Source organism: Shewanella sp. SG44-2, assembly GCF_014164215.1.
GTDB lineage: Bacteria > Pseudomonadota > Gammaproteobacteria > Enterobacterales > Shewanellaceae > Shewanella > Shewanella frigidimarina.
This window is the reverse complement of sequence record NZ_JACJEU010000012.1, coordinates 31871-52368: the sequence shown is the minus strand read 5'-3', so window position 1 is coordinate 52368 and position 20498 is coordinate 31871. Positions and strand designations below refer to the sequence as shown.

Annotated in this window: 10 protein-coding genes; 3 read left to right on the top strand and 7 right to left on the bottom strand. The window is 41.5% G+C overall.

Annotated elements, in window-relative coordinates; all coding sequences use genetic code 11:
* Positions 1-217: 217 nt before the first annotated feature.
* Positions 218-2680 (top strand): Ig-like domain-containing protein, encoded by a 2463-nt coding sequence (locus H5181_RS11115; RefSeq protein ID WP_182751023.1) that lies wholly within the window; start codon positions 218-220, stop codon positions 2678-2680.
* A 158-nt stretch (positions 2681-2838) separates the two neighbouring features.
* Here the strand turns inward: H5181_RS11115 and astB are convergent, their stop codons facing one another.
* Positions 2839-4173 (bottom strand): N-succinylarginine dihydrolase, encoded by a 1335-nt coding sequence (gene astB / locus H5181_RS11110; RefSeq protein WP_182751022.1) that lies wholly within the window; start codon positions 4171-4173, stop codon positions 2839-2841.
* Positions 4174-4564: 391 nt separating this feature from the next.
* On the opposite strand from astB, the gene topA reads away from it, so the two are divergent.
* Entirely contained in the window at positions 4565-7204 is a 2640-nt protein-coding gene (gene topA / locus H5181_RS11105; protein WP_182751021.1) for a type I DNA topoisomerase, read from the top strand.
* A gap of 287 nt (positions 7205-7491) precedes the next feature.
* On the opposite strand, the gene pta is transcribed toward topA, so the two are convergent.
* Positions 7492-9639 (bottom strand): phosphate acetyltransferase, encoded by a 2148-nt coding sequence (pta, locus tag H5181_RS11100; protein WP_011637931.1) that lies wholly within the window; start codon positions 9637-9639, stop codon positions 7492-7494.
* 62 nt (positions 9640-9701) lie between these two features.
* Positions 9702-10904 carry an acetate kinase gene (gene ackA, locus H5181_RS11095; protein ID WP_011637930.1) on the bottom strand — a complete coding sequence of 401 codons (1203 nt, stop codon included), beginning with the start codon at positions 10902-10904 and terminating at the stop codon, positions 9702-9704.
* Positions 10905-11133: 229 nt separating this feature from the next.
* Between ackA and yfbV the strand changes: the two genes are divergently transcribed.
* The gene (yfbV, locus tag H5181_RS11090) at positions 11134-11571 is read left to right on the top strand and encodes a terminus macrodomain insulation protein YfbV (protein WP_182751020.1); all 438 of its coding nucleotides are present in this window, start codon (positions 11134-11136) and stop codon (positions 11569-11571) included.
* Between the two features lie 53 nt (positions 11572-11624).
* Here yfbV and pflA read toward each other — a convergent pair whose 3' ends face one another.
* From pflA to H5181_RS11070, 4 genes are all read right to left on the bottom strand, one after another.
* Complete coding sequence (gene pflA, locus H5181_RS11085) at positions 11625-12362, bottom strand: pyruvate formate lyase 1-activating protein (protein WP_011637928.1); 738 nt, start codon at positions 12360-12362, stop codon at positions 11625-11627.
* 78 nt (positions 12363-12440) lie between these two features.
* Entirely contained in the window at positions 12441-14723 is a 2283-nt protein-coding gene (gene pflB / locus H5181_RS11080) for a formate C-acetyltransferase (protein WP_182751019.1), read from the bottom strand.
* 405 nt (positions 14724-15128) lie between these two features.
* Positions 15129-16661 (bottom strand): DUF3360 family protein, encoded by a 1533-nt coding sequence (locus H5181_RS11075; protein WP_182751018.1) that lies wholly within the window; start codon positions 16659-16661, stop codon positions 15129-15131.
* 686 nt (positions 16662-17347) lie between these two features.
* Positions 17348-20221, bottom strand: coding sequence for a TonB-dependent receptor domain-containing protein (locus tag H5181_RS11070; protein WP_011637925.1), 2874 nt, complete (start codon positions 20219-20221; stop codon positions 17348-17350).
* Between the last annotated feature and the right edge of the window lie 277 nt (positions 20222-20498).

The following is a 20498-nucleotide window of genomic DNA, read 5'->3' as shown; positions in this document are numbered from 1 at the left end:
TTCCTTCTCATCATATTATTTTATGTCTTTATTGAATGCGCTAAAGACTAGCAGGAATCGACAACTTAGGAAATGGCCTAAAAGTGAAAGTTTTCGCCAATAAATAGCGAAGAAAATAGTAGAGTTATGCTAAAGTTATAAGATGTTTGCGTATTGTTAATGTATAAGTAACTATAATAATTCTTAAGTTTATTTTAATGTAACAGGGAGCCTGACAATGAGGTCAGCATATAAAGTTTATTTCGCGCTTTTATGTTCTTTTTTTCTCGTCGCATGTGGCGGCGGTGGCAGTATAACCGATGATGGAACCGGAGGTGGGACTACACCAGACCCAACCATATCTATTTCATTAAGTATCGACAACGATCAAGTTTCTGTTGCTGAACCTGCAGTTATTACTGCAACAGTGAAAGACTCAACGGGTGCAGCTGTCAGCACGCTTGTTTCATTTACGCTTAATAATGATGATTACGGTACATTTTCACCAAGTACCGGTGAAGTTGTCACCAATTCAAGCGGTGTTGCTACTATCCAACTCAATACCGCAGAAATTAATACTGGAGCAACAGTAACCGCGACTACCACGTCAGGTGAAAGTGCATCATTATTTGTCACTATGACGGGTGATGGCGGTGTTGCAGGCGGTGGTGCTCAAGTGTCATTGGTGTTAACTGATGCAGCTGGAAACGCTATTCAATCGATTAGCACTTTATCACCAGGTAAATTAACTGCAACAGTTACAGGTATTACTAAGTCCTCTATTGTTACATTTGAAAGCCCTATCGGTGATTTACCCGTTAAAACTGCAGTAACTAATGCACAAGGTAAAGCTACCGTTGATATTTATGCAGGCAGCTCGCTAGGTGCCGGTGAAGCAACAGCGACATTATCAACCAATGAAACTGGTTCAACGATTGTTGTTGTCGGAGCTACCAACGTTGTGATGGGCAGTGGTACACCTTTTGTTGAAGGTGTTGCCGCCATAAGTGCTACTGATTTATCCGCGGGCGGAACAGCGACTGTAACTGTCTCTATTCAAGATGATTTAGGTAATGCCTTTACACAACCTGTGGACGTAAATTTTTCATCTACTTGTGCTACTAAAATTCCTGCGCAAGCAGTGATAAGCTCACCAGTATCGTCAAGTAATGGTGTCGCAACCTCAACGTATCGTGCAGAAGGTTGTGTGGGTGAAGACCAAATTAATGTGACTGCCAATGCTGGTGGCATCAGTTTATCTGCAGTAGGTACCATCAATATACTTCAGGCTGACGTTGGCAGTATTGTGTTTGTATCAGCAGTACCAGAAAACATCAGTATTTTAGGGACTGGCGGCACTGAGTCATCTGTAGTTAAATTTAAAGTTTTGGATAAAAATGGCAATGTGGTTGCTAACCAAAATGTTAAATTTGCACTAAATACGAGTATCGGCGGTGTGAAAATTGATCCGCTTCAAGCGACAACCGATAATGATGGTATTGTACAAACTGTCGTAAATACAGGTACTGTGGCGACGTCCTTACGCGTCACTGCCATTGTTGATAATGGCGCCGTTCCAGTGATATCTAGCCAATCTAGTCAGTTAATTATATCAACAGGTATTCCAGATCAAGACAGTTTCTCATTAGCTGCAACGATATTAAATCCAGAAGGTTGGAATGTTGACGGCACACAAGTGACTGTAACTGCTCGTATGGCTGATGCGTTTAACAACCCTGTACCAGATGGCACCACGGTATCTTTTACCACTGAGGGTGGTTCTATTGAAGATGCTTGTCAAACACTTAATGGTGCATGTTCTGTCGTGTGGACGAGTCAACTACCAAGACCAGAGGGTCAGACAATTCTGAATAGCGCCGGTCAGATGTATCGTAATCCTAATGCTGCATTAGCTTATGATGCCACTTTAGATCTTTATGGAAATATCTATGGCCAAAAATACGGTGGACGTGCAACCGTTACAGCCACTGCAATTGGTGAAGAGTCTTTTCCAGATTTAAATGGTAATGGTCGTTTTGATGCATCAGAAGCAAATACGTTTCTTACGGGGACAGATGTGACTGGTCAGTCATTTGATTTAAATGATGCATATAATGACTATAATGAAGATGGCCTCTTTAATCCGCAACAAACCGGTGGTCAAGCTGGTGGCACATTAGAAGAGTTAATCGATTTTAACTCCAATGGTATATTTGATGTAAAAGACGGTAAATATAATGGTGTGCTTTGTTCTGACCCTGTGCACAGTGCATGTGCTGATGGCGTAAGTGATTCAAAGTCATTATTTGTTCGCAGAAGCTTAACATTAGTGATGTCTGGAAGTGCTGCATATGCTACCGCCCCAGCCGATATAGTGGTTGTTGATAGCACGGGTATTCATTCTGGCGCTAGTAGTATGGTCATAGTGGGTAAAGGCTCTGCAACTGCAACATTTACGATTTCAGATTTACATAATCAACAAATGCCAGCAGGTTCGATCGTAAGATTTACAACGTCAGCGGGCTCGGTGGTGAGTTCAAGCGAATATACATGGCCAAGTACCAACTACAATGGTGGTCGTCAGTTTACAACAACTATTAAAGGCGAAGATGAGCCGAACTCTGGTGTCTTCCTTGTAGAAGTAGAATCACCAAATGGTTTAGTCACTCCAGTGGTATCCATTGGTGTAACAATTCTATAATTGATGTTGGTAGCTAGCTTGTTAGTTTAAATTGATTAAAAGGCGCATTTAGCGCCTTTTTTATTGGTTCGATTTTAGAATGTAAACAAAAAAGCCAACAGCTAATACTGTTGGCTTTTACAAATATTTTACTCAATTATTTATTCGGTCAGTTCAGACTATCTTTGGAACTGATACACGCTACCTAATTTTAATATTTGTGTTAATTCATCTAACGCGGTGCGTGATTCAATAATTAATTGTGGGTCGGCTAGATCGCTTACCGTGAGTTGATCACGATAATGTCTATCAACCCAGGTATTTAAGCGCGTAAATAAACCGTCATTCATTAATGTGTTTTGATTAACTGCAGCGACTTCTTGTTCGTTCATCGCGACTCGTAAGCGTAAACACGCTGGACCGCCACCGTTTTGCATACTTTGCTTAACATCGTAATAACGCACTTGTTTGATTGGTGTGCCTAAAGTAACGAGTTCATTTAAGTAAGCAAATACTGCAGGGTTTTCTTGGCAATTTGTGGGTGCAATAATAGCCATTTCACCAGAAGGTAAAGTAATAATTTGTGTATTAAACAAGTAACTACGAACAGCATCATCAATGGATACTTGCTCTGTGGTTACTTTGACAAAATACATGTCAGAGTTCATTTTTCGACGAATTTCATCAAACTTTGTTTCGGTATCTAAAAACGCTTGTTCGTGATAAAACAGCACATTTTTATTACCCACTGAAATGACGTCATTGTGGAATACACCCTGGTCAATTACATTTGGGTTTTGCTGCATAAACACGCAGCTTTCATCTTCAAGTTGATGTAAGCGTGCTACAGCTTGAGATGCTTCCAAAGTTTGACGTGCTGGATATTTTGTTGGTTTAGGGCCGTCAGGATTAGTGGCTGTTTGGCCATAAACAAATAGTTCAACGCCAGCATGACCGTATTCAGAACATAAACGTGTGTGATTAGCGGCGCCTTCATCACCAAAGCTTGCGTGTTCTGGTAAATGTTGATGATGTTTAAAATAGCGATCATTGTTAAATGTTGCCTGCAAAATATTGCCCGTGGTGACAGGTTCAATACTGCGATGTAATTTATCAACTAAATTAGCAGGAGTGAAGTGAACTTTTCCGTCACGAGTGTCAGCACTGGGAGAAACTGTAGCCGCATTAGCTGTCCACATACTTGATGCGCTGCAACAAGCATTAAGTAACGCAGGAGCCTGCTGAGCGGCTTTTTGTAAAACCTCAGCGTCAGACCCAGAAAAACCAATTCGACGCAATGTATAAAGGTCTGGGCGCTCTTGTGGGGCTAATACACCTTGTATCATACCTAAATCTGCTAATGACTTGGCTTTTTGCAAACCTTGTTTCGCTGCCGCTTTAGGATTTGAGGTTTGGGCCGCATTACTAAATGAGGCCACATTACCAAATGATAATCCGGCATAATTATGGGTTGGTCCAACCAAGCCATCAAAGTTCGCTTCAAAATGCTTCATTCGTGATCCTTGAGAATTTTAGTGAATAATTATTATTGTAGTTGCACTTATTTGTGTTACTTATAAAAAAGGAACGTGATTGTTCATGTCAGTTAACGCTAATTTAACCCCAGTATACTGAAGCTATAAGGGTTAACAAGGTGTGGTTAATTTGTACAAATGTGTATAAATGACTAAAAATGCACTGAAGGTGCTCGCAAGTATCATTAAGTGAAAAATTACGTTTAAAAAACGCATATTATTTTTTACATTTTTTATTTTTGATTCAATTCTGATTAAAAAATGACTTACTAGCCATGTAAAAGAGGGATTAACTTGAAACTATTGTCTCAACCCTCTATATATGGAATCAATTTTCTTTTTTTCGAGACTTTTTGGCGCAAATAAAACTATGGGTAAATCGCTAGTTATTGTCGAATCGCCGGCCAAAGCCAAGACAATTAATAAATATCTTGGTAAAGACTTCATTGTGAAGTCGAGTGTAGGTCATATACGTGACTTACCAACTTCGTCTACTTCTGACGGTACAACTGTGACTAAAACCGCAGCAGAAGTTAAGAAATTATCTCCTGAAGAAAAAGCTAAATACAAGCTAATCAGAGACAAACAAGCGCTTGTGGCGCGTATGGGTGTTAACCCAGATAAAGGCTGGGCAGCTAAGTATCAAATCCTGCCTGGTAAAGAAAAAGTTGTTAAAGAATTAAAAGCGTTAGCAGAAACTGCTGACCAAATATATCTCGCAACGGATTTGGACCGTGAAGGGGAAGCCATTGCCTGGCATTTACAGGAAATTATTGGTGGTGATCCTTCACGGTATCAGCGAGTTGTGTTCAACGAAATTACTAAAACTGCAATTCAAGATGCGTTTAGTAAACCGTCGGTACTTGATACCAATATGGTTAATGCCCAGCAAGCTCGTCGTTTTTTAGACCGCGTTGTTGGCTTTATGGTGTCACCATTATTATGGAAAAAAGTCGCTCGTGGTTTATCTGCTGGGCGTGTTCAGTCGGTAGCAGTGCGCTTAGTTGTTGAGCGTGAAAGTGAAATTAAAGCGTTTGTTCCAGAAGAGTTTTGGGATATCCATGCTGAGTTAAATACACCTACCGCCGCTAGCTTGAAAATGCAGGTGATGAAATATCAATCTGCAGCATTTGAGCCGATTAATGAAGCGCAAGCTAAAGTCGCTGTCGATGCGTTACGTGATGCAACGTATGTTGTCACTGCGCGTGAAGATAAAGCAACCTCAAGCAAACCTTCGGCCCCTTATATTACGTCGACGTTACAGCAAGCTGCCAGTACTCGTCTTAGTTTTGGTGTTAAGAAAACCATGATGATGGCGCAGCGTTTGTATGAAGCTGGTCACATTACGTACATGCGTACCGATTCAACCAATTTGAGTAAAGAAGCGGTTGAAAACTTACGCGAAATGATTGGTACCGAGTTCGGTGACAAGTATTTACCGGCAGAACCTATTCGTTATGGTAGCAAAGAGGGCGCTCAAGAGGCGCATGAAGCTATTAGACCGTCAAACGTGGCAGTGCAGTCCGCTTCGTTAACCGATATGGAAAGAGACGCTCAGCGCTTGTATGAGCTTATCTGGCGTCAATTTGTGTCCTGTCAAATGACACCTGCTCAATATGATGCAACACGTTTAACGGTAACCGCGGGTGATTACGAATTAAAAGCCAGTGGCCGTACCTTACGTTTTGATGGTTGGACTCGTGTTCAGCCACAAGTGAGTAAGAAAAACGAAGAAGATAAGACACTGCCAGTCGTTGCAAAAGGCGACAAATTAGTGCTTGAAACGTTGTCGCCAAAACAACACTTTACCAAGCCTGCGCCGCGTTACAGCGAAGCATCTTTAGTTAAAGAGCTTGAGAAGCGTGGTATTGGTCGTCCTTCAACGTATGCGACGATTATTTCAACCATTCAGGATCGTGGTTACGTTAAAGTTGATAACCGCCGTTTCTTTGCTGAAAAAATGGGTGAGATTGTCAGCGAACGCTTAGTCGGCAGTTTTAAAGAATTAATGAGCTACGACTTTACCGCCAGCATGGAGCAAACATTAGATGATGTTGCTCAAGGTAAACTGGACTGGAAAAAAGTATTAGACGGTTTTTACGGCGACTTTACCAAGCAGTTATTGCTAGCCGAGTTAGATCCTGATGAAGGTGGTATGCGCCCTAATGAGATGGTATTAACAGACGACATTAAGTGTCCAACCTGTGGCCGTCCAATGGGTATTCGTACTGGTTCAACAGGGGTATTCTTAGGTTGTTCTGGTTATGCGTTACCACCTAAAGAACGTTGTAAGACCACGCTTAACTTAACCCCAGGTGAAGAAGCGGTAAGCGACAATGAAGATGGCGAAACGGAAGCGTTACGTGCTAAACATCGTTGTGGTAAGTGTGGTACCGCGATGGATAGTTATCTCATTGACGAGACACGTAAATTGCATGTTTGTGGTAATAACCCGTCATGTGATGGTTACGAAGTTGAAGCCGGACAATTTAAGATTAAAGGTTATGAAGGTCCAATTATTGAGTGCGATCGTTGCGGCAATAATATGGAACTTAAAAATGGTCGATTTGGTAAGTATTTTGGTTGCACCAATAGCGAGTGTAAAAACACCCGTAAGTTGCTTAGAAGCGGCGAAGCGGCGCCACCAAAAGAAGATCCTATTTTCTTACCTGAATTAAAATGTACTAAATCGGATGCTCACTTTGTGCTTCGTGATGGTGCTGCGGGCATATTTTTAGCGGCCAGTACTTTCCCTAAGTCGCGTGAAACACGTGCGCCGTTAGTGGAAGAGTTAGTTCAATATCGTGATTTGTTATGGCCTAAATATGCGTATCTTGCTGATGCGCCAGTCGAAGATGATGAAGGCAATAAAGCCTCGGTTAAATTTAGTCGTAAAACGAAAGAGCAGTATGTTGCTACTGAAGTTGACGGTAAAGCTACCGGTTGGTCTTCTAAGTTTATCGGCGGTAAATGGGTTAGTGAATCAACTAAGAAAAAAGCGAAGAAATAGCTTTTAGCATTGGTTGCAACATAACCCTGTTCATTAACGCTACCCATACGGGTAGCGTTTTTGTTTGTGTCACAAATGGGTATAGGCCGTAATCCGTTTTGGTAAAGATAATAGGGTTAGCGAGCAAAGCTATTTTAACTCTTGATAAGTAAGAACACTCGATAAACAAGAACTCTCGATATAAAAAACAAAGATGACAGATACAAAAAAGCACTGATTATTATCAGTGCTTTTTTAGTGACAAAACATTACCAATCTACATCGATGTTAAGCCGAAATAGAGCAAATTATTTGGCACTATTTTGAGCAGCTTGAATTGCCGTTAACGCAATGGTGTAGACAATATCATCGACTAATGCGCCGCGTGATAAATCGTTAACCGGTTTACGCATACCTTGAAGCATTGGACCGATGCTGATTAAATCAGCACTACGCTGTACCGCCTTGTATGTGGTGTTACCCGTGTTTAAATCTGGGAACACAAATACGGTTGCTTTACCTGCGACAGGGCTGTCAGGTGCTTTAGAGAGCGCTACGTTAGGCATGACTGCTGCATCGTATTGCAATGGACCATCGATAATCAAGTCCGGACGTTTTTCTTTCGCGATTCGTGTGGCTTCACGTACTTTATCCACATCAGAACCGGTGCCAGAAGTACCCGTTGAGTAACTGATCATCGCAACGCGAGGCTCAATACCAAAGGCTTTAGCTGATTCAGCTGACTGAATCGCAATATCGGCTAGTTGTTCAGGATTTGGATCTGGGTTAATCGCGCAATCGCCATACACTAGCACTTGATCAGGCATCAGCATGAAGAAAATCGACGACACTAAGCTAGAACCCGGTGCCGTTTTGATCAACTGCAATGGTGGGCGAATAGTATGTGCCGTGGTATGAATAGCACCGGATACAATTCCATCTACTTCATCTTGTGCCAGCATCATGGTACCAAGTACCATGTTGTCTTCAAGTTGCTCACGGGCAACAACTTCTGTTAACCCTTTGCTACGACGTAATTCGAGCATAGGCTCAACGTACTTTTCACGCACGCTTTCTGGCTCAATGATTTCGATGCCTTCACCTAAAATAACATCTTGTTGCGATGCAACGCGTAAAATCTCTTCGCGATTACCGATTAACACGCAACGAGCAATACCCCGTTCAGCACAGATAGATGCTGCTTTTACGGTTCTTGGCTCTTCACCTTCAGGAAGCACGATAGTTTTACGGGCAGCACGGGCTAGCTCGGTTAACTTGTAACGGAATGCCGGAGGAGATAGACGGTGTTCACGTGGAGAATCCTGGGTAACACTTTCAATCCAGGTTTGGTCAATATGACTGGCCACGTATTCTTGCACTTTTTCAACGCGCACCGCATCATCCACAGGCACTTCATGATCAAAGCGTTGAATATTGAGCGAGGTCTGCCATGTATTTGAATCAATTAAAAATACTGGCAAGCCTGTTTCAAAAGCTTGTTCACATAATTTCATTATTTCTGGTTCAGGCGGGTAGCCCCCAGTAAGCAACAACGCGCCAATTTTAACGCCGTTCATCGCTGCTAAACATGCAGACACGATCACGTCGGACCGATCGCCAGAAGTCACTAACAATGAATTTGTTTTGATGTGAGTAACCATGTTAGGCAGGCTACGGGCACAAAATGTTACACGGCGCATACGACGAGTATGCATTTCACCGGCATTAATGATTTTGGCATTTAAGTGCTTGGCCAAATCAGATGCACGCGGGGCAATTAGCTCTAAATTGTATGGCACACTACCTAATATACGCAGCGGACTTTTACCCGGAAGTTGGAACATTCCTGAGCTATCAACAGCATTCATATTTTTATCATCAAATACTTCAGATAAATCAGGACGAGTGCGACCTTCGTTGTCAACTGGAGCACCAATTTTATTGATGATAGCGCCAATTAAACGTTTGTTTTTCTGTCCACCCCAAGAGTTAAAGGCGATTTCTAATCGATTCATTAATCCATTAGGCGTATCGTTACCAGGGGTTGCGATGAAAATAACATCGGCGTCTAATGCTTTGGCAATTTCATAGTTAATGTCATCAGCAAATGGATGGCTACGTGTTGGTACTAAGCCTTCAACCACTAGGATTTCAGTATTACTGGCGCATTCTGCTGCGCGGGCAATAATCTGTTCCAGTAGGACATCAGTTTGCTCTGAACGGATTAACGCTTCAGCATGGACCATTGAATAAGGTTCCAACGGATTGACGGTTGGAGAAGTACTTAAAATAGTGGTTGAACGTTCTGGACCAGTATCACCAGATCGAATTTGAGCAATAGGTTTAAAAAATTGGACTTTAACGCCTTTGCGTTCAAGCGCACGAACCATACCTAAGCTTAGTGATGTTAATCCCACTCCAATACCGATTGGAATAAGCATAATATTACGAGACATAACGACCTCTTGTGTGCGTATTGTTCATATTAATTAACCGAATATAAGACCGAATAGGCTGCTTATTTAGCAGTGATGAGCTTAATGGCATCTTCGGCAATAACCCACTCTTCATTTGTCGGTATGACCATAGCAATTGGGCTACCTACTTGAGTAATGATGCCTTGCTGGCCAAAGCGAGCCGCTTTATTCAAGTTATCATCGACTTTGAAGTTAAATATTGCTAATAAATTAAGCACTTTCTCACGAATAAGGTCTGAGTTTTCGCCAATACCGCCAGTAAAGATAATGGCGTCTAAACGCCCTAATGGCACAGTGTAAGAGGCGATATATTTGGCTAAACGATAGCAGAAGATATCTAAGGCTAATGTGGCACCTTTGTGACCGTCTTGATAACCTTCTTCAATACCACGACAATCGTTGGTGAGCTCTGAAATGCCCAGTAAACCACTTTGCTTATTCAATAGGTTATTGACTTCATCAAGGGTATAGCCAAGTTGTTTAACTAAATGGAAAATAATTGATGGGTCTAAATCGCCGCAACGTGTACCCATGACTAAACCTTCAAGCGGGGTTAAGCCCATTGAAGTGTCGACACTTTTACCATCTTTAATCGCGGTTACTGATGCGCCATTGCCTAAATGAGCACAAATAATATTGGTGTCTTTAGTCTCTTTGCCTAAGACTTTGGCTGCTTCACGACAAATATAGATATTGCTAGTACCATGCATGCCATAACGACGAATGCTATGTTCACGATACAATTTGTAAGGAAGGGCATAAATATATGCCTTTTCGGGCATGGTTTGATGGAATGCGGTGTCAAATACTGCAACTTGTGGCAACGCTGGGAATGAGGCAAGTGCGGCACGAATACCAATTAAATGCGCAGGATTATGCAGAGGTGCTAATGACGCACAATCTTCAATACCCTGAATGACTTCAGGAGTCACAATAACCGAGCGAGTAAATTTTTCGCCACCATGGACGATACGATGACCAACGGCTTTAATTTGTGCCGCAAGTTCTGGGTGTTCTGCCAAGATGTTATTAACGATAAATTCTACCGCTTCGCGATGCGCAGTAAAGGCACCTAATTTGGCTTCATTCTTGCCGCCATCAAATTTCCACTTAATGCGCGAATCTTCTAAACCAAAACATTCAGCTAATCCAGAAACTTTATCATCGCCTGATTGAGCATCAATGATGGCAAATTTTAATGATGAGCTACCGCAGTTGAGCACGAGTACTAATTTGTCTGACATGTTAACGCCTTTTAAGTCAATGAAACTAAATAAAATAGTAAAATTCCATTTTGATTAAGGTTTATGATGATTCTTTCATAAACGCCACACTTCGTTGTTCTTACCGTGATTTACGACTGAAAGTTAAATCAGTATAGATGCAAATCAGCCAGTGCATTTGGGGCATGACACTGTATTATGTTATCGTTATACTCATGTCCTAAGCAGTAAAGGTAGCCGTATATTGAACATGAATTTGGTTAAATTACTTGGCGATGGTCAACGTTATATGAAGACCTGGCCAATGGTTAGGCAACTTGGGTTTTATTTCCCAGAGTACCGCGTCGTTAAAGCGACTCAATTAGCGATAATTGCTATGCCTGTGTTGGCATTAGTCGTTGCGTCTAGCCAGCTATACGTATTTGGCTGGGATTATTTACCGCAAGCATTAACTATGTTGCTGTTTTTTATTAGCCTGCCTGTACAAGGCTTATTATGGCTAGGTTGGCGAGCGAGCCATCCGTTACCGTTATCATTATTTGATTGGGGCAACCAACTCACCTCTGCATTGACTAAGATGGGTATCCATTGCCAACCTTTGGGCGCAAAAGCCTGTTATTCTGATATGGCTACCATTTTGAAACTGGCTTTTGAACGTTTAGACCAAAGTTACTGGGATGAATTGTAATTCATCTTATGTATAAGTCAGTGCTAATTTACATCTGTTTATCGTTTTTGTGACTAAAATGTAGCGTTAATACCTCGGTCGACAAACACTTGCTGAATTCTCTGCATAATCTCTGTACTTGGCGGTGAAATATCCGCCAAAGTATACGTTTCGCCAAAAGCTTGCCATTTATGTTCCCCTAACGGGTGATAAGGCAGTAATTCAACTTTTTCAACATTGCTCATCGGTTTAATGAACTCAGCGAGTGCGATGGCTGATTCGACATCTTCAGTAAATCCTGCGACAACCACATAACGGATCCAGGTTTTTATATTTCGTGTGGCAAGATATTGTGCAAATTGTAGTGTTCGATGGTTACTGACTTTCGTCAGTTCGATGTGCTTGGCATCGTCCATTTGTTTGATATCAAGTAACACTAAGTCGGTATTGTCGAGCAATTCATCTATCACCGGTTCGTATTTACGCACAAAACCGTTGGTGTCTAAACAGGTGTGTACCCCCTGACTTTTGCAGGCTTTAAACAACTCGCTGACAAATTGAGCTTGTAAAATTGCTTCACCACCACTGGCTGTAATACCACCACCGCTGGCTTCTAAAAAGGGTTGATAAGAAATGACTTGGCTCATTATTTCATCAACAGAAACTTCCTTGCCGCCATCTAGATCCCATGTATCACGATTATGACAATATTGGCAGCGCATAAGACAGCCTTGCATAAAAGCGATGTAGCGAATTCCTGGACCGTCAACGGTTCCGAATGATTCCACTGAATGTATGCGACCTAACGTCATTGTTGTTCCTTAAAATGAATATAAAAAAGGCTGTATCGATAAGATGTTACACATCGATACAGCCAATTTTAGCAGAGACTACATACTTTTAGTAAATGTACGAGTAATCACGTCTTGCTGCTGCTCAGGGGTGAGCGCATTAAAGCGAACGGCATAACCCGATACACGAATAGTTAATTGTGGATATTTATCCGGATTAACAATCGCATCCTCTAACATTTCACGGTTCATCACGTTAACGTTTAAGTGTTGACCACCTTCACGGTTAGGCTTGCTTAAGAAGTAGCCATCCATAAGTGACGCTAGGTTAGTTCGACGACCCGTATCATCTTTACCTAATGCATTTGGCACGATAGAGAAAGTATAAGAAACACCATCTTGTGCGTGGGCAAATGGTAGTTTAGCCACTGATGTTAATGAAGCAATTGCGCCATTTTCATCACGGCCATGCATTGGGTTTGCACCAGGCGCAAACGGTGCGCCTGAACGACGACCATCAGGAGTATTACCGGTTTTCTTACCATAAACTACGTTTGAAGTGATGGTTAAGATTGATTGAGTTGGAATGGCATTACGATACATTTTTTTAGAGCGAATTTTCGACATAAAACGTTCAACTAAATCGCAAGCAATATCATCGACGCGAGCATCGTTGTTACCAAATTTTGGATAATCACCTTGAATGTCAAAATCAACCGCAATACCATTTTCATCACGAATAGGCTTAACTTTAGCAAACTTAATCGCTGACAATGAATCGGCGGCAATTGATAAACCAGCAATACCACACGCCATTGTACGGCGCACATCACGGTCATGTAATGCCATTAACGCAGACTCGTAAGAGTATTTGTCATGCATAAAGTGAATAGCGTTAAGTGCAGACACATACTGCGTTGCAAGCCAGTCCATTAAACCATCAAGACGTGACATAACATCATCGAACTCAAGAACATCAGCAGTAATTGGATCAGCTTTTGGTGCAATTTGGGTTTTAAGCTTTTCGTCAACACCACCGTTAATGGCGTATAACATGGTTTTGGCTAAGTTAGCACGAGCACCAAAGAACTGCATATGTTTACCCAAAATCATTGGGCTAACACAACAAGCAATGGCGTAATCGTCAGACTCAAAGTCTGGGCGCATTAAGTCATCGTTTTCGTATTGAATTGAACTAGTGTCAATTGATACTTTGGCACAGTAACTTTTAAAACCTTGTGGCAATTTTGTTGACCACAATACAGTAATGTTTGGCTCTGGGCTTGGGCCCATGTTGTACAAGGTATGTAAGAAACGGAAGCTTGATTTAGTTACTAATGTGCGACCATCAAGACCCATACCTGCGATAGATTCAGTTGCCCAAATTGGATCGCCTGAGAATAGTTCGTCGTATTCAGGTGTGCGAAGGAAACGAACCATACGCAATTTCATTACGAAATGGTCAACCATTTCTTGGGCTTGCTGCTCAGTAAGAACACCATTTTTAATGTCACGTTCAATATAAGCATCAATGAATGTTGAAGTACGACCAAGTGACATTGCTGCGCCATTTTGGCTTTTTACTGCAGCAAGGTAACCAAAGTAGGTCCATTGAATGGCTTCTTTAGCATTTTGGGCTGGGACAGAAATATCACAACCGTATTTAGCTGCCATCACTTTCATTTGGCCTAAAGCACGATGTTGCTCAGCAATTTCTTCACGTAATTGGATCACACTTGATAAGTCTTCGCCTGCTTCAAACTGCGCTTGCAGTGAACTGAATTGGGCAAACTTATCTTTCATTAGATAATCAATACCGTACAAAGCAATACGACGGTAGTCACCAATAATACGACCACGACCATAAGCATCAGGTAAACCCGTTAATATACCTGACTTACGGCAAGCCATAATTTCAGGAGTATAGACATCAAACACGCCTTGGTTATGGGTTTTACGTAATTCAGAGTAAACGTAATTTACATCGCTGTTCAGTTCACGGCCATAAGCTTTGCATGAACCTTCAACCATACGAATACCACCATTAGGCAGCATGGCACGCTTTAATGGCGCTTCAGTTTGCAAACCAACGATAGTTTCAAGGTCTTTATTGATATAACCAGCATCATGAGAGGTAATGGTCGAAACCATTTCTGTGTCGAAATCGACAGGAGCATGAGTTTGGTTTTCTTGCTTGATGCCTTCCATTACTTTGTCCCACAAAGTTAATGTTGCATCTGTTGCACCTGCTAAGAATGATTCATCACCCTCATATGGTGTGTAATTTTGTTGGATAAAGTCACGTACGTTAACTTCAGTTTTCCAATCGCCAGCTACGAAACCTTCCCACGCGTTGGCAAATAGTTCGGTTTTATCTGTCATTTACTTAACCCTCTGGTTGATTTTCTACGGATATCATCACAATTAACACTAAGTGTTGTTATCCGTTGAGTACTTACATTCTGTAGTCTAGGTTGATTCGCTAGACTGAGCCGTTTACATCTTCTGCGACATTGATGGCAGAAATGTTCCGCCTGGCTTGTGTAATGACGCTAATCGATATTGTTTCGGTTAATGAACTAATTGGTAAGACCAATTATCCATGGCTTGATAATAGCACAGCGCGATGACGATATCGGCTGCTTTCGCTAACGGAATATCAAAAGTGTTAACTGGCTAACAAATCTGTTTAGAAGTTGGAGTAGCACGCGGCAATTTTTGACAAATAAAAAGCGAGATCGTTGCCGATCTCGCTTTTTATTGATGGTATTACCGAGCATAACTGGATTATAGCAACGCTGGAATCCCTTCGATCATGCCTACTGCTAACATCGCCGCCAAACAAATCACAAAGGCTAGGCTTGGGATAACAATACGGTCTGCAAACGACAAGGTTTTAGGACGTTCTTTATCACCAATCAAGCCATTGTTATCAAGTAACATGGTCAAAGCCCAAGCTAATACTGGGTTAGCAACGAATGCAGCGAAAATACAGATACCTGCGGCCTGGCTGCTAGTTGTGTCTTTAACCATCTGTAAACCCGCTTCTAATAACGGTAGGAATACACCGACTAAAAGCGCAATCGACATAACAGGACGCCACACGGTGATATCCATAGGATAACCAATGATAGCCACAATAATACATAAGCTACCGAGTAGGATAGCGCCAGCAGGAATAGGGCGTTTGGCAATGGCTGCGGGGATCATGTAAGTTCCCCATGATGAGGTAATATTACCGCCACCTACTGCCGTACCAACGATCTGCCTTACTGAACAGGTTGTCATCGTATCATCAACATCCATCAGTACTTTTTCAGCACCTTTTGGATAATTTAACTCTTGGAAAATACGATGGCCAAGAAAGTCTGGTGACCACATGGCAACAGCAAGAATGGCGAACGGTAATGATGCAATAAAATGAGCAGCATTTGGTAAGCCTAACTGCCAACCATGTTCAGTTGAACCCCACCAATAAACAGGATTGAGATTTGGGATGCCTGGAGCGGTAGTAAATTGTAGATCCAAACCTGCGCCAAGACCAAATGCCAGAGCAACAGCCGCGATAGAGCACAGCGGAATAGCCAACCAACGCTTGCCATATTTGGCTAATGCAGCATAAATAATGACATTGATTAACAAGATGGCAAATGCAACATAACCGAGTGAATAGTCAAGACTATGTTTGGCTTGCAGTCCTCCAGCCCAGTCAAACAAAGAACCTATCTGACTTTTAGCCCCCATAAATCCTAAGAACACTAATAAACCGCCGGCCACACCGCTACTGGTGAGGTTAACCAGTTTCGATCCCCCTTTGAAATAACTTAAAATTAAGCCAAATATACCAATGAGGATTGCTAACGCTAACGGATGAGCACCAGCGAGCGCGATGGTACCAATCAACGGGATCATTGGTCCATGGTTGCCACCAAGGTTTGCTCTTGGGTTAATAAAACCGGAGCTAATAATGCAGAAGAGTAAAGCAGGGATGAGCATTTCTACGCGGACAATTTGGATAGCAAATTCTGCCCCAAGATTGACGTGGTCCCATTTTTCACTTAAGCCTGCAGCCCAAGCAGCCATTACTGCAGAATACATAACAGTAATACCAATGGTTCCTGCTATTGCTGGGACTAAGTCTTCCCATTCAAAACGAAAATCACGCCCAGGAAGATTGAGTCCCCAGCGTTTTGGCTTCATTATCTTGAGTTCATTTTCTAGATAGGCATCGCGAGTTTCAAACTCGCTAGCAGGGCGGTGAAGCTCGCTATAGCTTGCTTCATGAGCTTGTGTATCTGAATTACTGACTGTGTCTGACATAATTTCTCATTCTCCGAAAAGAACAGGTTAATCCATCAAATGATGAAGTTTAAGTGTGTTCCATTGAAGTGATGGCTATGTCCATAAGAGCAGCTTGCCGGTGAGCCGCAATGGCTCTTATCACTTTGCTCAGCTGCGATGCCTTTAATTAGGGAAGCATTACAGTGATGTCCTTATTATGATCTTTCTTGGTAAGACCAATTTACCTTGTGGATTTTAGCATAGCGATGCGATCGCATCACTTGGTATCAAGAAAGTTGATGTTTTGTTTGCTAGAAGTGAGAGCTGGATAACAAGTTGATTGCAAAATCAGATCCGTAAATTAGCCTAGATTTGAAGTTTGATTGTTATGCAGATGACAAATTAATACTCAGCATCAATATAATTGATATAGAGTATCATAAATTAAAAGTTTTACTTAAGGCGTGCAGACGTTATTTAAAGGTGCGACTTGGCTGGTAATGTTTGACGACATCAACATTAAAGTGATGTGCTTAATCAGCTAATGCGGTAACGCTCATAATACTGTGAGTATGACTCTGTGGTTGTTTTTCGCTATGGTGTTGATACTGAGACTGGGGGAAACTTTATTGCTAGGCGATATTTAAAATAATGTTATAGACATAAAAAAACGGCATCCGAAGATGCCGTTATTACAAATAAACCTATCGCTTATAACGAATAGTTTAGAACTTGTAAGTAGCCGTAGTATGGAAGAAACGGCCAACGTTATCGTAAGCTGAACTATCAGTATCAGTACCTGTGTAGCCGTAAGGTAATTCACGGTTAAACACGTTGTCGATACCAAACTTCAATCTAATACCTGAATCGAAGTTGTATGCAACTGCCATATCGTTGATAAAGTAATCGCCAAATTCCATGTTGCTATTAGGATTCGCGTTTAAGGCTAATTCCTTATCAGTATAAAGGCTTACACCCTCGACATAGCGCGTTCTCCAGCTAACATCCCAGCTATCGATTGAGTAACTTAGGCTCCAGTTTGCTTGCCATTCAGCATAGCCAGCCGTGCCTGCAAGTTCTTCAAACGTATCTGGTTCATCCTGGAATGAAAAGTCTTTACGTTTTAGTAGACGAGTCGCAATAAGGTTAGTGCGCACGTCACCACTAAAGGCTTCAAAGTTATAACCAATATCAAAGTCAATACCAGCAGCTTCAAGCGACGCAATGTTCAACGAGAACTGTCTAATTTGAGTGATTTCGTGGCTAGTTGAATCACGAGTAATCAAACTACAGTATTCATTATTCACACCAGATTTAGAATCAACACAACGATCGATAATATCTTGAGCACCAACAGCACTGATAGCGTTTTCGATCTCAATATTCCAATAATCGGTAGTGATCGATAAACCATCAATAAAATCAGGTTGATAAACAATCCCTAACGTGAAACTTTTCGATTCTTCTGCTTGTAGCTCGCGATTACCACCACTTAATCCTTCAAGCGTTTTATCGTCGTAGTCAGCGTCAAAACCAGCAGGGATCCCTAACGCCGCACAGTTAGCTTGGCGTTGAGTTGGATCAGCCAGATCATTTAAGTTTTTAGCACGACAAGAGTCATCTACAGAGAAGAATGTTTGGCTTGCAGCACCATAAAGCTCACTGATGTTAGGTGCACGAATAGCTTCTGAGTATGTAGTACGAACGCGGATCTGATCATCAACTTCCCAGCTTAAACCCGTTTTCCATGTTGTAGCATTACCAATGGTGCTGTAATCAGCAAAGCGTATTGCAAGATCTAAGTCTAGCTGACGTACCATTGGTAAATCGGCTAACAAAGGAAGCGTGATTTCAGCAAAGATTTCGCTTACATCAAAATCGCCTTTATCTTCGCCTAATGCATTGAAGAAAGTACCTGCTGCATTTGAAGGTTCAAATATCTCACTTTCTTCTTTACGGTATTCAACACCAGTAGAGAAGCCTGCATAACCGGCAGGTAATTCAAATAAACTAGAGTTAGTTAGTGAGCCACCTAATACGGTTTGCTTAATAATCGATGTACCAGTTGAAGCGGTATTAATATAATTAATCGCATCTTGACTTGGTGCGCCAAAACCAAAAATGTTGACTGGCACACAGCCTGCATCTCTAGCTGACTGATCACGACAAACCGCAATCCCGTTTTCTAATACAGAATCAAGGGCGTTGGTGTAATTGTCATAGATTAAGTTATTTTTATTAACGCGCTCTAAATCAGTTTGACCATAAATAGCATAGGCATCGTAATCCCAATCTTGGAATACTATACCTTCAAGACCGATAACATAACGTTGAGTTTCGCGAGTATCATCTTCAATGCGCGCACCCAAGTCCGTCATAAAACGACGAATATTAAGTGTATCTAATGGCGCTGAATTACCGTCGCTATCCTTGTTTGCTTTCATTAAAGCAACCAGTTCAGGATTGATAAAAGCGTTATCAATTTTGATATCGTTAACCGGATTACCAAAGAAAAATGCTGGTTGACCTTCATCTGTTGATTGGCTGTTAACGTATTTAGCTTCAAAATAAACGTTATGATTATCGTTAAGCTGGTAGTTTGCTTTAAAGTTAATATTGTAACGTTCGAATTCAGGTTGTAATTCTACAAACTGGTTTAAGTTAGTGACATCGCAATTTGCACAACGAATACCATCAACATTTTGACCGCTATAAACATCGCTTAATGAGCCATCAGGGTTAAAGCTTTTCCAACCATCTAAATTGAAGGTACCGGCATTACTAATTGTGTAGTGACCTGCATTAGGAGTCCATATTTTGTCTGGATCTGATGGGTCATTATTATCTTCAGTGCGGTTTTTATTTGCTAGGCTCGAAAAAGCAGTTGAAGTCTGATCGCGATCAAATGCTCTTAATTGCTCTTGAGCGCTGTACTCAACCGCAAAGGCAACGTTACCATCACCCTGGGCAAAATCAGAACCATAAGATAATGAGAAACGGTCTTTATTGTGACCACTATCGTCAGCCCAACCTTTGGTTGCGGATACATCTAAGCCATTAATATCTTTCTTTAAAATGAAGTTTACAACACCGGTTACCGCATCGGCACCGTAAATTGCAGATGCACCGCCGGTAATTACTTCAACTCTATCGATCCATACACTTGGAATGGTATTGACGTCGACTGAAGAAGTACCTGCAGAACTTGATACATGGCGTTTACCGTCCACTAACACGAGTGTTCTGGCGGTACCCATGCTTCTTAAATCGAGTAAGTTAAGACCCGAAGTACCAATAAAGCGGCCTGAGTTGGCAAGTGAGTAGGTGTTACCTAGTGCAGGTAATTGGTTTAGCGCTTCACCAATATTTGTTACACCAGTTGATAATAACTCGTCGCCAGTAATTACTGTAACTGGCGTTGGTGCAACAGCACCTTCACGAATAATTCGTGAGCCCGTTACCGAGATTCTCTCGACAGCAGGTGCTGTATTCGCTGCGTCTTCTGCTGCAACAGTATTGAATGTGGTTGCTGCAGAAACGGCAACGCCACTGATTAGCGCAAAGCGAATAGCTTTGGCTAAATGTGAATTAGCTTGCATATTTTAACTCCCTGAAATATTTTTTTATTATGATGTAATCATTGAGATCATTTTTAATATAAAAATGAAACAAAGTTACACAGCTATTGATATAAGCACACCTAAATAAAAAAACAATATCAGGTCATCATGTTGATGACTTGCAACACACATACAATTAAACTCATTTTTATTAACATTTAGAGATCATAACCATTATAGAGTTATAATAATGTAAATATCATCATTACAGTGTAATTTTAAGTGGGTTTATTTGTTAATTAAATGAGTGTAAATC

What these genes read in the sequence shown, in the direction of transcription:
- H5181_RS11115 (WP_182751023.1), top strand. Translation starts at nt 218, where the DNA reads ATGAGGTCAGCATATAAAGTTTATTTCGCGCTTTTATGTTCTTTTTTT.
- astB (WP_182751022.1), bottom strand. Translation starts at nt 4,173, where the DNA reads ATGAAGCATTTTGAAGCGAACTTTGATGGCTTGGTTGGACCAACCCAT.
- topA (WP_182751021.1), top strand. Translation starts at nt 4,565, where the DNA reads ATGGGTAAATCGCTAGTTATTGTCGAATCGCCGGCCAAAGCCAAGACA.
- pta (WP_011637931.1), bottom strand. Translation starts at nt 9,639, where the DNA reads ATGTCTCGTAATATTATGCTTATTCCAATCGGTATTGGAGTGGGATTA.
- ackA (WP_011637930.1), bottom strand. Translation starts at nt 10,904, where the DNA reads ATGTCAGACAAATTAGTACTCGTGCTCAACTGCGGTAGCTCATCATTA.
- yfbV (WP_182751020.1), top strand. Translation starts at nt 11,134, where the DNA reads ATGAATTTGGTTAAATTACTTGGCGATGGTCAACGTTATATGAAGACC.
- pflA (WP_011637928.1), bottom strand. Translation starts at nt 12,362, where the DNA reads ATGACGTTAGGTCGCATACATTCAGTGGAATCATTCGGAACCGTTGAC.
- pflB (WP_182751019.1), bottom strand. Translation starts at nt 14,723, where the DNA reads ATGACAGATAAAACCGAACTATTTGCCAACGCGTGGGAAGGTTTCGTA.
- H5181_RS11075 (WP_182751018.1), bottom strand. Translation starts at nt 16,661, where the DNA reads ATGTCAGACACAGTCAGTAATTCAGATACACAAGCTCATGAAGCAAGC.
- H5181_RS11070 (WP_011637925.1), bottom strand. Translation starts at nt 20,221, where the DNA reads ATGCAAGCTAATTCACATTTAGCCAAAGCTATTCGCTTTGCGCTAATC.